Annotated in this window: 9 protein-coding genes; 6 read left to right on the top strand and 3 right to left on the bottom strand. The window is 40.8% G+C overall.

Translation table 11 applies throughout. The annotated features are described in order from the left end of the window. Nucleotides 1–16: 16 nt before the first annotated feature. From H4O18_RS06840 to H4O18_RS06815, 6 genes are all read left to right on the top strand, one after another. Nucleotides 17–2,839 carry a DUF1553 domain-containing protein gene (locus H4O18_RS06840; RefSeq protein WP_187582749.1) on the top strand — a complete coding sequence of 941 codons (2,823 nt, stop codon included), beginning with the start codon at nt 17–19 and terminating at the stop codon, nt 2,837–2,839. 9 nt (nt 2,840–2,848) lie between these two features. Further along, nucleotides 2,849–4,303, top strand: coding sequence for a DUF1501 domain-containing protein (locus H4O18_RS06835; protein ID WP_187582747.1), 1,455 nt, complete (start codon nt 2,849–2,851; stop codon nt 4,301–4,303). An 11-nt stretch (nt 4,304–4,314) separates the two neighbouring features. Then, on the top strand, nt 4,315–5,682 hold the full coding sequence (locus H4O18_RS06830) for a c-type cytochrome domain-containing protein (RefSeq protein ID WP_187582745.1): 1,368 nt from the start codon (nt 4,315–4,317) through the stop codon (nt 5,680–5,682). A 107-nt stretch (nt 5,683–5,789) separates the two neighbouring features. Then, nucleotides 5,790–5,927: a hypothetical protein gene (locus tag H4O18_RS21935; RefSeq protein WP_222942354.1), complete on the top strand. Its 138-nt coding sequence runs from the start codon at nt 5,790–5,792 to the stop codon at nt 5,925–5,927. A gap of 797 nt (nt 5,928–6,724) precedes the next feature. Beyond that, nucleotides 6,725–8,188, top strand: coding sequence for a sulfatase family protein (locus tag H4O18_RS06820; RefSeq protein WP_187582743.1), 1,464 nt, complete (start codon nt 6,725–6,727; stop codon nt 8,186–8,188). A gap of 233 nt (nt 8,189–8,421) precedes the next feature. Then, entirely contained in the window at nt 8,422–9,885 is a 1,464-nt protein-coding gene (locus H4O18_RS06815; RefSeq protein WP_187582741.1) for a sulfatase, read from the top strand. 115 nt (nt 9,886–10,000) lie between these two features. Here the strand turns inward: H4O18_RS06815 and H4O18_RS06810 are convergent, their stop codons facing one another. From H4O18_RS06810 to H4O18_RS06800, 3 genes are all read right to left on the bottom strand, one after another. Continuing rightward, on the bottom strand, nt 10,001–13,522 hold the full coding sequence (locus H4O18_RS06810) for a sulfatase-like hydrolase/transferase (RefSeq protein ID WP_187582739.1): 3,522 nt from the start codon (nt 13,520–13,522) through the stop codon (nt 10,001–10,003). Nucleotides 13,523–13,924: 402 nt separating this feature from the next. Beyond that, nucleotides 13,925–14,728 (bottom strand): 3-keto-disaccharide hydrolase, encoded by an 804-nt coding sequence (locus H4O18_RS06805; protein WP_187582737.1) that lies wholly within the window; start codon nt 14,726–14,728, stop codon nt 13,925–13,927. A 3-nt stretch (nt 14,729–14,731) separates the two neighbouring features. Then, complete coding sequence (locus H4O18_RS06800; protein ID WP_222942353.1) at nt 14,732–15,961, bottom strand: FG-GAP repeat domain-containing protein; 1,230 nt, start codon at nt 15,959–15,961, stop codon at nt 14,732–14,734. Nucleotide 15,962 lies beyond the last annotated feature (1 nt).

Below are 15,962 nucleotides of genomic sequence, written 5' to 3'. Positions count from 1 at the left end.
GTAAAAGCATTTATAAATGAAATGTATTCATATATTTAAAATGGCAAAATCTGTTTGTATAAACAGTATTTATATACTTTCTTGGATTTTGACTATCCTATTTTTAGGGTCCTGCAATGACTCATCAAATAAGGAAATAAGTTTCAATCGCGATGTTCGCCCCATCTTAAATAGTAAATGTTTAAGATGTCACGGAGGGGTTAAGGCCAATGGAGAGTTTAGTTTGTTATTTGAAGAAGATGCCTTTGGGAAAACACAATCCGGTAAACCTGCCATTGTGCGGGGGAACCATGAAAAAAGTGAACTGTATAGAAGATTGGTGTCCAAAGACCCGGAGATCAGGATGCCATTTGAGTCTCCACAACTCTCCCAGGAGGAAATTGATATCTTGGCCAAGTGGATCGATCAAGGGGCGAAATGGGAAAAACACTGGGCGTATATTCCTCCTAAAGAAAGCATTGTACCCCCGGTAGTAGTCGATAGTGGTTGGGCCAAGAATCCGATAGATCAATTTGTATTTTCCAAATTAAAGGAAAAGGGACTATCTCCTTCAGTAAGGGCAGATAAGAATACTTTGTTGAGAAGGCTTTATTTAGATCTAACGGGACTTCCACCGACCATTGAACAGGCCAATGCATTTTTGGAGGATAATTCCTCGGATGCATACGAAAAATTGGTAGATGAATTATTGGGGTCTCCGCACTTCGGGGAAAGATGGGCCAGTATGTGGTTAGACCTGGCACGATATGCAGACTCCAAAGGGTTTGAAAAGGATACCAATCGGGAAATTTGGAAATTTCGGGATTGGGTAATAGCGGCCTTTAATAAGGATATGCCCTTTGATCAATTTTCAATTGAACAATTGGCGGGGGATATGCTTCCGGAGCCAACGGAGGAACAGTTGATCGCCACGGCATTTCATAGGAATACGCTTGCCAATGATGAAGGTGGAACGGATAATGAAGAATTTAGAGTGGCCTCCGTTGTGGACAGGGTATCAACGACCTACGAAGTATGGCAAGGAACTACAATGGCGTGTGTGCAATGTCATAGTCACCCATATGACCCTTTTAGGCATAAGGAGTTTTATGAATCCATGGCTTTTTTCAATAATGCGGTCGATGATGATTCTTATTTTGAAAAACCTAAACTTTTTACCTATTCCAAGGAGAATAAAAAAGATGTGGAAGAGCTCTTGGAATACATTAATGGCCATTTGCTCCCCAAGGACGCACAAGTATCAAAGTCACGTTTCTTATACGACCAAAAAGAGGCCTTATTAACTCATTTGGGATATCGGTTCACGGAAGCGGAAGCATTTGATAAGACCAGTCCGTTTATAGAGTTGGATGGGGGATTAAATTTTTTATGGCAGATTCAGGATAGTTCATGGGCCAGCTACAATAATGTGGATTTGAGGAAAGTTAATAAAATGGGCTTTTTAGTCTCTGCATCTCTTGATTATGCAGGTGATATTTCCATTCATTTGGATTCCCTTAATGGAAGAAAAATTGGTGAGGTACGCATTGGTAGTACGGAAGGTTCCAAACGTGAGGAAAATGGGTTGAAAGTAAAGGAGTTTATCGTTGATATACCTGAGATTACAGGTAAACACGATGTTTTTTTGCAGTTCCATAAAGGCGAGAGCTATGTGGCACATCTTTTCTATTTGGATAAGATTTTCTATTATGAAAAAGAACCTCTTATGGCGAAGTATGATAAGAAAATTAAGCAAAAACTGGAGCAACTTGCCCAAATCCCAACAACAAGTACTCCCATAATCCAAGAATTGCAAGAAGATAAGGCCCGTAAAACCTTTGTATTTGATCGTGGTAGTTGGCTAAATTTAACGGAAGAGGTCAATATGGGGATTCCAAATATCTATGGTATATCGGAAACAGAAGAGCCCAACAATAGGTTGGAATTTGCCCAGTGGATGGTAAGTGGTAAGAACCCGCTTTCCGCACGTGTTGTGGTAAATCGTTTTTGGGAACAGATCTTTGGAAGGGGCTTGGTGGAATCTATGGAGGAATTTGGTTCACAGGGCAAAAATCCAAGTCATCCGGAATTGTTGGATTGGATGGCGGTAAAATTGATGAAGGAATACAAGTGGAGGGTAAAACCTTTATTGCGCGACTTGGTCCTATCGGCTACCTATCGACAATCGTCGAATTCGCATCCCGAGATAATAAAATTGGACCCGGCCAATAACTGGCTTTCCAGAGGGTCCCGAAAACGTCTTTCAGCGGAGCAGATCCGAGATGAAATTTTGTTGGTAAGCGGCTTATTGAATAAAACTATCGGTGGACCAAGTGCTATAAATGCAGATGTTGAAATTGCGGGTGGCTGGAACACACTTCCAGAATATGTAATTCAAGGGGACGATGCCATGTATAGGCGTTCAATATATACATTTTGGAAAAGGGTCAACCCCCCTATGAACATGATCGTATTCGATAGCCCGGATAGGTCGGCCTGTGTTTCAAGTCGGGTGCTGACGAATACACCCTTACAGGCCCTTAGTTTACTTAATGATAAAACCTTCTTTGAAGCTTCGCAGGAATTGGCAAAACAGATGTTCGAGGCGGACAAGCAGCTGGAGAATCAAATAAAATTTGGGTACTTCAAGGTGATGGGCAAAAACATTAAGGAGGAAAAATTAATGCAATTGACACAGCTATATAACGATGCACTTTTGCATTATGTAAATAATATGGATAGTTCGGAGTTTCCTGAGGTAGCACTGGAGTATTCAGGCAAAAATAAATCTAGGTTGGCGGCACTGACCATGGTGGCCAATGTATTCCTAAACCTGGATGAATTTATTGTAAAAGGATAATATAGTAATATGGATATTTTAAACGAGGCACATTATCGCGAGAGCGAATACAATACCCGGAGGCATTTTTTAAAAAATTGTATTTCGGGCATGGGGGCCATGACACTCGGTTCCATGTTGGGAGGAAATTTGTTCGCGAACAATTCGCCCTCGCCTATTACAGGTAATGGAATCCCCCATTTTTTGCCCAAGGCAAAGCATGTGATCTATTTGCACATGGCAGGGGCGCCATCGCAACTGGAGCTTTTTGATCATAAACCTGTGCTGAATACATTGAATGGACAGGATTGTCCCCCATCCTTACTGGAAGGCAAACGTTTTGCGTTTATTAGGGGTACTCCTAAAATGCTGGGCTCGCAGGCCAGTTTTAATCAGTATGGGGAATCCCGTAGCTGGGTTTCCGATTATTTGCCAAAATTTTCCAGCGTGGTGGATGAGATCAGTTTTCTAAAAGCCGTGCATACGGAAGAGTTCAACCATGCTCCGGCACAGTTTTTAATGCAGACTGGATCGCCAAGACAGGGACGCCCCTCATTGGGCAGTTGGGCCACCTATGGATTGGGATCGCCAAACGAAAACCTGCCCGGCTTCATCGTTTTGCTTTCGGGAGGGGTGGTCTCCGGTGGAAAACGCCTTTGGGGAAGTGGATTTTTACCTACCGTATATCAAGGCGTACAATGTCAGTCCAAAGGTCCCGCGGTCAGGAACCTACAAAACCCTAAAGGTGTGGATGCAGCACTGCGAAAACAATCTGTTGATGCCATAAATAAAATAAATGAACTGGAATATCAAGAATCAAGGGACCCTGAAATCCTAACGCGAATGTCACAATATGAACTGGCGTTTAAAATGCAGACATCGGTGCCGGGGGTTATGAGTATAGATGGTGAACCGGAATATATTAAAAAGCTATATGGCGTAACTCCTGGGGAAAGCTCCTTTGCAAATAATTGTCTTCTGGCAAGAAGGTTGGTAGAAAATGGGGTGCGTTTTGTTCAGCTATATGATGACGGATGGGATACACATGGGGTCGGCGCAGGCAATGGGGTAGATGTTGGGCTGTACAATAAATGTAGTAGGATCGACCAAGCTATGACTGGACTTCTTACCGATTTAAAACAAAGGGGACTTTTAGAAGAAACCCTGATTGTTTGGGGCGGTGAGTTTGGCAGAACTCCCATGATGGAGGCAAGATCGGGCCAAGGTTTCTTTGGACGGGACCACCACGGGGAGGCCTTTACCATGTGGATGGCCGGAGGAGGTGTTAAAAAGGGGTTCACTTTTGGCGAAACGGATGAAATAGGCTATTCGGCCATAAGAGGTAAGGTCCATGTTCATGACGTACAGGCAACAATTCTTAACCAATTGGGGTTGGACCACGAAAGGCTTACCTTTCATTTTCAAGGCAGGGATTTTAGACTTACGGATGTGAGCGGCAACGTGATCAAGGATATTTTAACATAGCAGAGGTAAAAATGGATATGGAATTGTTTTTGGGGAGATTTCACCCCTTGGTAGTACACTTGCCCATTGGGTTTATTGTCTTGGCCGTAATTATTGAAAGTATTGGTCTGTTCAAGAAAGATAGGCAGATATATAAACGCATTGTTCAATATGCCCTAATGGCAGTCATAGTGTCCAGCCTTATTACTATTGCTACCGGACTGTTACTGTCCCAGGGAGGGGAATACAATGCAGAAACACTTGGTCGGCACAAATGGCTGGGGATCGGGGTGGCGGTATTTTCTGTTTTGGTATTAGTACTTAAAATGAAAATTCCTAAGTACGACCGGAAGCATTCCATGATAGTATCTTCAGTATTTATATTCCTTGTTGGACTAACAGGGCATCAAGGCGGTGTGCTTACCCATGGAGAAGAATACCTTCTTACCTATGCCCCGGATGCAATAAAGAATATGGCAGGATTTGAAATTGCGGATTCAAAAAAAGGAATCCTACCTAAAAATCAAGACTCGATCTTAATTTACGGAGATATTGTTAAACCTATGTTCGACCAAAAGTGCGCCTCCTGCCATAATAATGATAAGCAAAAGGGAGGTCTTAATCTTGAAGGATATAAGGACTTATTCACTGAGGCGGAAAGTGGATATCCAATTGTACAGGGCGTTTTGGAAGAAAGTGAATTATTCAAACGCATAAGTCTACCATTGAACAATAAAAAATTTATGCCTCCAAAGGGCAAGCCTTTAAGTTATAGTGAACTGAAAATCCTTGAATATTGGATAAATACGGGAGCGGATAGCTTGGCAGTGTTCGACCATAAAAATATGACACCGGAATTATTGCAACTCATGATCAGGGATTATAATTTGGATTATAATCCCAGGCCCTATGTTGAAACTATTGTGGTTGAGGAGGTTGATCAACAAAAAGTAGCGTTATTGACCGAAAATGGATTTTCGGTCAATAGGTTGGGAGAAGACAATTTTTTATTGGATGTAGGTTACGAGGGATCTATTATAGGTGGGGAACAAATTGCATTATTGAAACAAATTGGTGAAAATATTACCTTTTTGAACCTATCCAATTGCGGACTGACTGATACTATGCTGGCCAAGTTGCCCGAATTGAGGCATCTTACCAAAATTGACTTACATTCAAATCCGATCACCGATAATGCAATGCAGCAATTACAAAAGTATATGCATTTGGAAGTGATCAACCTTTATGACACGGAGGTTTCCGACCAAGGTTTAAAATTGTTGTTGGATATTGATTCGTTGAGAAGGTTGTATTTGTGGAAAACCAAGGTAACCCAGCAGATGGTCGAGGAAAACAGTGATAATGTAAATGTTTTAATTGATTTTGGAGGTGCTATATAAGCCCTATAACCAAAGGAGTAATTTCATGACACCTAATTTATTATCACTAATGTGTTTGCGAATTGCGGGTCTAGTTTGCTGATAGCAATATTTTTAAAAGCCTGCGTTTGAGAACTAACAAAGAATTAAATCTGAAAAAGACTGACATTGCCGACGGCATTACCATTAAGTATCATGCCAAGGGAGAAACTATATGTTCAAAAGGAAAACTGCTTAATGATCAGCCGGATGAATATTGGGAATGATATCCTATAGACGGTACAATTAAGCGCTCAGGACATTTTAATCAAGGCCAACAGATAGGTGAATGGACCACATATTACAAGCATGGAAAAGTATATAAAGTGACACAAAAATAACCCCACTGGTATTGATACCTTTAAAAAAATATAATTTTCTTAGGGATGGGCTGTGCAATTAAATAGTAGTTTTATGGGGCATAAAACCTGTGTTGTTCAACTCCCAACTCAATTTGAGTACACTTATTAAGTGCCGAACATTCAAAACAAGGCTGCATAAAAACCAAAAAAAGTATTTTATTAAATACTAGAAAAAATTAGCGATACTGGATTGTTTAATATGACAAAAACATTATCAGCCTATATAAGCTTCAACTCGAGGTTACGGTAGAGTACAGGATGGTCTTGAAAAAGATTTTTACTAAACTTGTTGTTATATTGATGAAAATATTTCAACCCTTAATTTTTAAATAGGCATTGGTCTTGATAAATTATGAACTTATACTTGCAGATAAAAGTGGGTTCAAAATGCTTTAATAATTCTTACTGTGGCTTAATAGGGATGTGCCTGACAGCTGACGAAATTACTCCCTATGGTACAAGGACAAAAGCTAACCCTTTACGTGTTCCGATATACTTTGGTTCAATTTGTCCAGAATCCTCTGGAATTACTCAGGAGGAATTCTTGTGTCCGATTGCAAATAAGGAGTTTGAACTTAATACGAACATAACACATAAACCCTGCTTTAAATAAAGCTCGTACCCTATTCGATGATACTTTAATATTATAAAAAGTGAAATCCATGAAAAATAAAGTTCAAGAGCTCCTTAGTCAATATCTAATCTTGGCGTTTACGCTTGTTTCGGTCGTTTCTTGTAATGAGAAAAAAAAGGAAATTACCGAGGAACCCCAAACCCCCGCCAAGCCAAACGTTTTGGTGCTTTTAACGGATCAATGGCGGGCCCAGGCTACTGGTTATGCCGGTGATCCCAATGTGGACACCCCGCATCTGGATAGTTTGGCAGCCATAAGCGTCAATTTTAAAAATGCGGTATCCGGGATGCCCGTATGTTCTCCGTTTAGGGCGTCACTTTTAACAGGGCAGCGCCCATTGACCCATGGGGTCTTTATGAACGATGTGCAGCTGGATACCAATGCGGTAACCATTGCAAAGGTGTTCAACAAGGAAGGATATGATACCGGCTATATCGGTAAATGGCATTTGGACGGACATGGTAGGCTACAGAATGTGGCCCCTGGCCAAAGAAGACAGGGTTTCCAGTTCTGGAAAGGCAACGAATGTACCCATGATTACAATGAATCGGTGTACTATGACAACGATGACCCCAAAAGAAAAATTTGGGACGGCTATGACACCTTTGAACAGACAGATGCTGCCATTGACTATATCAAGGAAAGGAAGTCTGCCGAGAATCCGTTTATGATGATCCTTTCCTATGGTACACCCCACGCACCATACCATACCGCCCCATTGGAATATAGGAACCGATTTGATCCGGCAAAGATCCAACTTCGTAGAAATGTGCCGGATAGCCTTAAAGAACGGGCAAAAAAGGATCTGGCAGGTTATTATGCCCATATAGCGGCATTGGATGATATGATAGGTAAGGTGATAAAAAATCTAAAGGATTCCGGTCAATTTGATAATACCATCATAGTGTTTACTGCAGATCATGGGGATCTATTGGGCTCTCATGGGGCCTATAAAAAGCAGCAACCGTACGAGGAATCCGCAAGGGTGCCCATGCTGTACTACATTCCAGAAAAATTAAAAATCGCCTCTGGAGAACGGGACGCTTTAATGAATTCCGAAGATATCATGCCCACCCTTCTAAGTCTCTGTGATATTTCCATCCCTAATACTGTGGAAGGATTGGATTATAGGCCTTATATGGAAGGAAAAGAGGAAATAGGGCATGCTACCTTGCTAACCTGTGTACAACCCTTTGGACAATGGAATAGAGTAAAACATGGTGGTCGGGAGTACAGGGCCATTAAAACCAAACAATACACCTATGCCAGGGATATGAACGGTCCCTGGTTGCTGTTCGACAACATCAATGACCCATACCAATTGTTCAACCTTGTGGGCAATGAGGGCTATACCACCCTACAGGACGAATTGGAAAAACAGCTATCCCAGCGTTTGAAAGAAACTGGGGATGAATTTCTTCCGGGAATGGAATACATTAAAAAGTTGGGGTACCCGGTTGATGAGACTGGTACAGTGCCTTATACTAACTAGCTAATTTCTTGTGGTATGTCATAAACGGTTTAAATTGAAAAAATGTGTGTCCCGGGACACACATTTTTTAATTGAATAATAAAGTAGTATCATCAGATTGGAGTGCAGTAGAGTTGACCAAAATTAATATGCAATATTTATTATTTTACAAGTAAATTACTTGGCATTAACTATCAATTTGATATGTACGGTTGAAAGCTTCAGCAATAGTTATATAATGTTAAATATCCTATATGAAAATTATAAAAACGCTTTTTTCACTTTTAGCACTTTTACTAATACTAGGGGTTTGTAATTCCAAAAAGAAGGTTGAAACTAATATAATTCCTGAAAGACCCAACGTATTGTTTATCGCCGTAGATGACCTTAATGATTGGATTGGGGTTCTTGGAGGTCACCCCCAAGCCAAAACCCCCCATATGGATCGGTTGGCCCAACGTGGCGTTCTTTTTAGTAATGCGCATTGTCAGGCTCCGGTTTGTAATCCCAGTAGGGCAAGTGTTATGACCTCCTTATATCCCAGTACCTCTGGTATTTACTTTTTAAATCCAGATATTACAGAATCTCCCGTGGCAAGTAAAAATATAGTAATGCCAAAACGGTTTCAGCAGGAGGGTTATAATGTTTTTGCTGCGGGTAAAATCTTCCACAATGGGAAAGGAATCAACGAAACCCATATTCCAAATTATGCAGGGCAATTTGGCGGGTTTGGGCCCATGCCCGAAAAAAAAATAAGTACATATCCGGGCCATCCATTGTGGGACTGGGGGGTCTATCCTGAAAGTGATGAACAAATGCCCGACTATCAAATTGCAAGTTGGGCAGAAAAAAGATTGGCGAAAAAACAAGAACAACCCTTTTGGATGGGCGTTGGTTTCTATCGTCCACACGTGCCTCAATTTGCACCACAAAAATGGTTTGACTTGTATCCATTGGAATCTCTACAGCGACCTAATACCATTACAAGAGATCTGAATGATATTTCTTCCTACGGTATCGATATCACCCGCTTAAATCATGTGTCGCCAACTTTTGAATGGGTGACAGAGAATAAGGAATGGAAACCTTTGGTACAGTCCTATCTGGCCTGTGTAAGTTTTGTGGATGATCAAGTTGGTCGAGTGATTACTGCACTGGAAAATGGGGACTATGGCAAAAACACTTATGTGGTATTATTTAGTGATCATGGTTTCCACCTGGGCGAAAAGGAACGCTTCGCCAAACGGAGCCTATGGGAAGATGGGGCACGAGTGCCATTGATAATTATTGGACCCGGTATTCCTAAGGGAAAAGTTATTAATAAGCCAGTTCAATTATTGGATATCTACCCTACGTTGCTTGAATTGACCAATCTTAAACCAGACCCTAAACACGAAGGAAATTCTTTGGTGCCACTATTAATGAATAGGGACACTGAATGGTCACATTATGCCAGAACTTGTTTTGGACCTGGCAACTACGCCATCATATCGGAACGTTATCGTTATATACAATATAATGATGGGTCTGAAGAATTTTATGACCATGAAAAGGACCCACAGGAATGGTACAACTCCATTAGCAATGTAGATTATGCTGATATAATTGCCCAGCACAGATTGCAGGTGCCTCAAGAGCGTTATAAAATTCTAGGGCAGGGATCTACCGGGCATGAATCTTATGAGGCTACCGAAAAAAAGAAAACTCGATTAGATTGAATGATGGATATAATAATTAAAAATATAATTTTTTCGATACTCATTTTATTTTACTGAGCATTATTTATGGTCAATGTTAAACATAAGAATGTGAAAATAGTTAGTATGAAATACATTAAAATGAATTTATTACAAGTTTTATCTCATGTCTACCAGGCTCCAACCTAACCGAACCAAAGGCCGATGCCACTTTCTTCCCGTTGTGCGTTAGTTCTTTTCCAGGTGCGGGGGCCATTTCAAATTCCGCGACCATATTGGAAGGAATTTCAATGGTATACAATTGTAATCTAGGATTGGCGTAGGTATAGTTTGCTTTAATGGTTCCTACTATGGTGGGAACCTCAATACTGCTATTCTTTAAATCGCCCATCTGTGGTTTTATGGTTGCTATGCCAAAACCTGGGGTTTTGGGTTGAATACCCCATAGTCCACGGGGAATGGCGTTGGCAGGGACCGCCCCCCATGCATGGTTCCAATCCAGGTTATTCTTATACTTTAAATCCCAAGCTTCCAAGGTGATGGTAGAGCCGATACGGATCATATTGTACCAACTTCTGTCACTGGTATCGGTCAATAGATCCAGGGCATAATCTTCTGCACCTGCATTGTAAAGGCCATCCATTAAATATTGTGAGCCATATACACTACAGGCCATTCCTCTCGATTTTACAAATTCAACTACCGAACCTATATGTTCTTCGGGAACCATATTGAATGCCAAGGGCATCATGTTGGCATGTAAGGAGGCGTGGTCCGTACCGATTCCATCAATGTAAATTCCCCTCTTGGCATCGAACATCTTTTCATTGAATGCCTTCTTTGCCTTCAATGCCCTTAGTTTAAAATCCAAAGACTCTTGTGTTTTGTCCAGAACCTTGGCAAATTCGGCCATTATTTTCATGTTCTGGTAATAAAATGCATTCACCACGGTATTGTAATCCTTAAAAACGTAACCGTCGCGTTCTCCTTTGTTGTTAGGATCCCCGCCCCAGCCTGCAGAAGGCCAATCCACTATATCCCTAAAGGTTTCCTTCATGGTCTTTGGAAATCCAAGATTGGCCATTAATTCCGGGGTCATCTTTGTAGAGGTTATCAGGCCATCTTCGTTGGCGAGCTCATATAGGGTTTTGTATTTTAATTGATCGTAATATTTCTGTATAAGTTCAATATTGCCCGTATACATATAATCGGCATAAAACATAAGCGCCACATGCTGTTGCCATTCGGTAGGCCATGTAGGATGTTCCATAAAATATTCAATAGTCTGTCTGGCTATGGCATATTCTCGATCGGTTGTATAATGGCTCAGTTGGTTTAAATAGGCGTCGGCCTCATATGGAATCCGCTCACGGTCCCCATCTACGTACAACCCGTTAAAAGTTGTGGCTTTGATGGAGTACTTGCATAAATCCCAAACCTGATTCAAAATATCATTGGAACTGGTAAAACTGCTGGAATCATCCTCCCAATAACTGTGATAGGCAAGTTGTGTAAAATTTTCAGCGGTCAAGGGTTCTTGGGCCCCTTCCACCTCTGCGTATCGGAATGGCATTAGGACAGGGAAGCCTTCCGGTAATGGTAGTGCTTTGCCCGGCAGGGTGTTTCTTTTGTCCGATTTGATCTGAAGTTGATATTGGGTTTGTTGGGGCGTCACCGCTACTTTAATTTCTTGATACCTTATATGACTCTTTTCAAAAGGTTTCCTGTTAATGTTAGTTCCCTCCAACTGTTCCCCGATTCGGAAAGTAAGGGTATGATCGGTTTTGGCATTATAGGTGAAATCAATGGTGGCGAAGGCCGCTTTTCCAAAATCTACAAAATAGGTGTCACGTCTTTTTTCTAATAATACCGGTTTAATTTTATCTATTTGAAAACCGTTCGGTGTTGTGATGGTTGCTTTGGGACTTCCCATTGTAAACGGTTGTGTTTTGGAATATCTTGAAAGACGATTGTCCTGGTCCCAAATACGTACTTTCCAGTAGTAGGTCTCCCCACTTTTTAGCTGGGTTCCTCCGTGTTCTATTTCGGTAGAGGCATTTGTCCTTATTTGTCCACTGTTCCAGACATCACCAATATTGTTATTTATTTTTTCTTCGGATGAGGCTACCAATATCTGATAGGCCGATTGCGAAACTGCGCCATTTGGTACCACCCATCCATATTCCGGTTTGGGATCAATAATAGTAACCCCGGCTGTGTTTCTTATCCATTCAACAATTAAATTGGAGGGTCCTTTAGAATAATCATCCGAAAGTTCAAGTATAAGCTTGTCCGTTTTTTCCCGGAAAGAATTAAGCTTTTCAGCATATTTTGAATCTTTCGCTAGGTTATTGATTTCCTTTGGATCGTCTTTTAAGTTATATAGCTCTTCAAAAGACTTATCATTTACATAGCGGAAGTATTTCCAATCTTTAGTCCGTACACCTTCGCTAGGAGGAATGTTTTCAAACTCCCAGAGATGTTCGATCAAAACAGTATCCCGATCAAAGTTTTTCTTGGAATTATCAGCAATTTGCATCAGACTTTTACCTTGCCAAGTTTCGGGCTGTGCAATTCCAGCTAGGTCTAGAATAGTGGAGGGGACATCTATGTTCAATGCCAAGGCATCGCTGTCTTTTTGTTTTTTTAAACGTGGGTCGAAAACAATCAAGGGTACCCGAACCGAATTATCATATAATAACCATTTACCGGCAAGCTGACGCTCACCTAAGAAATAACCATTATCTCCCATCAAAATTATGACGGTGTTTTTATCAAATCCCTTTTTCTTCAGCTCTTCCCTGATTTTGGCTATTTCTCGATCTATTCCCGAAATCATCCGGTAATAGCCCTTAACACTATGTTGGTATTTTTCGGGAGTGTCATAACGCCAAGTCCAGCGTAATCTGTTAAAGCCATCTCGCACAAATTTTGGCTGTGCTTCAAAGTATTTGTCTTCTCCCAAATCAGGTCCGGGCATATCCATGTTCTGAAGTAACGCATCGGATTCAGGTTGCCAAAAATATTGATCTACAGCATTGTCATGGGCATGGGGCGCACTAAAGCTCAACGAGAGGCAAAATGGTTTGGCAGTATTGGCATCGGCAATAAAATCTATTGCCTGTTGCCCCGTATATCGTGTAAGGTGCACCGTATCTTTGCCCAAGGTCTTATAATAATATCCTCTTCTATCAGGATAGGCCCCATTCCGGTCATAGGATTCATAAACATCGAACTGCTGGTCCAGCTGATCATATCGTACTCCATATTTTCCAAAAAAACCAGTGTGGTATCCGTTGTTCTTAAGTATGGTCGGATAGGAGTCGGCCATATAGGAATCTCGAATATTTCCCGTCTGGAAATTGAAGTTATGGGTGCGTTCGTAAAGCCCGGTCAATATGCTTGCTCTACTTGCTGCGCAGATCGGAGTGGTAACCATAGCATTTTTAAAATAGGTGCCTTCTTTGGCCAATTTGTCCATTTCTGGGGTGGAAATGAGTTTGTTGCCAGCATAACCCAAGGCATCGAAACGCTGATCATCAGTCAATATAAAGATGATGTTGGGTTTTTTCGTTTGCTGTTCTTGTGTTGCTTTTTGTGCTTTTAAAGGGATAGCGCAAACAAAAAGGAGTATTACAACAATAATTCTTATTTTCATCTATTGGTGTTTTTTGTTTTTAATTGGCAGTTGTAATTTGCCTATCGTTATTGATCCATAAATTAAGAGTTATCAATATCAATTTCAAAAATAAGTTGTTTTCCATGAGACTGGAACTTCTACTATTGTTCAAAAAAACAAAGTATTATTGCGATTGAAATAGACTTGATCAAACTTAAGCTTTATATCATCATAACCTATCCTGTGCTGTCCTGTGCCGTCATGAAATATATATTAATTATATAGTTGGAGTAGGGGATTTGACATGCTTTGGAAAGTAAAAAAAAGGGATGAAAATTTAATTTTCATCCCTTTTCCGATAGTTAAATTTTTCAAGTTATAACAGAAGCCAAGAATTAATGGTTGAACTCTATTCTTCTTGAATGGAAGAAATTGTTATCACTATAAATTCTTCAATCTTATATTTCTATATTCTACTTTCATAGGCGGCCCTACATGTACCTGAACACCTAAAAACCCTGAGGAAGTCCTATTAACCGTATCATCGTCGATTACCTCGCTCATTAGGATGCCATTAATGTAATGTTGTAATTTGTTTCCTTTAATGATAAGGTGGGCTTCGTTCCAATCTTCACTTTTAATTTCAGTCTTTAATTCGTCCGAATCTCCAAGTGATTCCAAAATCTCCCTACTCTGCCAGGCATTCTTTGCTACATTGGCTCGTAAAGAACCTGGAGTATCTGGATTTTCCTGAGACGTTATTCTTGCCTTTTCGCCTCTATAGGCCAAAGTAGTACGCTTTTTCTCTTCATAGTTCTGCCCGGTATACCTGATTTTTCCATCTATATCGGCTTGATAACCACGTAACGCAAAAGGAATGGTATCCACTTTTTCACTGCGGTAATTTATACCACTGTTCCCTGCTTCCGCTATTCGGAATTCGAGCTTCAGTTCAAAATCTGCCGGTTGTCCTCCTTGATAAATAATAAAGGTATTATTCTTCAACAAAGTAGTGGGGGTTACTTCACCCACAAGATTTCCGCTCTCTACCCTCCAATAATTGGGATCTCCTTCCCAGTTATCAAGTGTCTTGCCATCGAATATCTGTACAAAGCCATCCTGTTCCGTTGTGGCCGCTGCCACTTCCGGCTGTGGTTTATTTTCATTTTTTTCCTTGCAGGACTGTAGGCCAACAATTGCAAGCAGCACTAATATATGTGGCTTAAAAGTTCTTTTCAAATTCATGATTTATTGTTTTATAGGTTCGTTGTAATAAATGTTAAGGCCATCTTTTCCGGCCACGATAATATCTTTCATTCCGTTATTGTTTACATCGGAAACACTAAAATAGACTCCGGTTCCTTTTCCCTGACCATAGGGGCCATAATCAATAACTTGTTTACTAAAATTCTCTCCGTTCCACTTGAAATAATAAAGTCCAAGGTCATCGTTACCGCCGGGGTCTTTTCCATTATGGGCACGGTAACGCTTACCTGTTACCAGCTCATTTTCCCCATCCTGATCAATATCGGTCCATTCCATACTGTGGTACTGTGAATTATAGGGGTCAATGGCGTGTTTTATCCATTGGGATTTCTGTTTCTTGGTAGCAGTTTTTTGTTCAAACCAAAATAAGCCGTAATCATGGCCTTGACCAACAATAAGATCTGAAAGTCCATCCTTATTTACGTCGGTTACAATTATTGGTACGCTTGCCGTGCCCAATTCAAAATCCTGATGAAATTTCCATTTCCCCGCATAGGTGTCGTTAGGGGCTTGGAGCCAACCCTTTGGTACAATAATGTCGTCCAATCCATCACCATTTATATCACCAAAGCCCAACCCATGTCCTTGTGCACCAGAAATGGCGTGCTTACTGAACTTTTCTGCACCTTTTTTGTTGTTATCCAATTGCAATCTATAAATCACCAAAGAATCATTGGGAGTATTAGGAATTATTTCGATGGTGCCATCGCCATCCAAATCCCAAGAACGGGTACTTTCAATGTTTCCTGCTTCAGCTATTAAATGCTCCTGCCATTCACCACCATCACCAGGATTTAGCTTCCACAGCAATTGTTTTCCAAACCATCCGCCCGTAATAAAATCCATATGTCCATCCCCATTAATGTCTAAAGGAATTGTGGAAAAATCGTCATAGTATTCCCCGTATCTTTTTGCCGAACCAATATAGTGACGGGTTTGGAAGTCAGGTCCCTTATACCAATAGGCCCCGGAGACCAGGTCGAGGGCGTTGTCGTTGTCCACATCGAACACACCTACAGTTTCATAGCTTTCTGAAGCAATCTGTTGTTTGGTAAACTTTAAAGGTTTCGATTGTGCAAATATGAAAGAACCCATCAATAAAAAGACAGGGTTTATAAAAAACGCTGCACCGTTTAAGTTTATAAAATTAAACTTAGACAGTGCAGGTCTTTTTAACCTGAATAGACCGGTTAATGCAATTAAATTAGCCATT

The sequence above is a fragment of the Arenibacter arenosicollis genome, from assembly GCF_014397245.1.
Taxonomy (GTDB): domain Bacteria; phylum Bacteroidota; class Bacteroidia; order Flavobacteriales; family Flavobacteriaceae; genus Arenibacter; species Arenibacter arenosicollis.
This window is presented reverse-complemented; position numbering and strand designations above follow the sequence as displayed.

Coding starts and splice junctions, on each gene's coding strand:
- H4O18_RS06840 (WP_187582749.1), top strand. CDS start 17: ATGAAATGTATTCATATATTTAAAATGGCAAAATCTGTTTGTATAAAC.
- H4O18_RS06835 (WP_187582747.1), top strand. CDS start 2,849: ATGGATATTTTAAACGAGGCACATTATCGCGAGAGCGAATACAATACC.
- H4O18_RS06830 (WP_187582745.1), top strand. CDS start 4,315: ATGGATATGGAATTGTTTTTGGGGAGATTTCACCCCTTGGTAGTACAC.
- H4O18_RS06820 (WP_187582743.1), top strand. CDS start 6,725: ATGAAAAATAAAGTTCAAGAGCTCCTTAGTCAATATCTAATCTTGGCG.
- H4O18_RS06815 (WP_187582741.1), top strand. CDS start 8,422: ATGAAAATTATAAAAACGCTTTTTTCACTTTTAGCACTTTTACTAATA.
- H4O18_RS06810 (WP_187582739.1), bottom strand. CDS start 13,522: ATGAAAATAAGAATTATTGTTGTAATACTCCTTTTTGTTTGCGCTATC.
- H4O18_RS06805 (WP_187582737.1), bottom strand. CDS start 14,728: ATGAATTTGAAAAGAACTTTTAAGCCACATATATTAGTGCTGCTTGCA.
- H4O18_RS06800 (WP_222942353.1), bottom strand. CDS start 15,961: ATGGCTAATTTAATTGCATTAACCGGTCTATTCAGGTTAAAAAGACCT.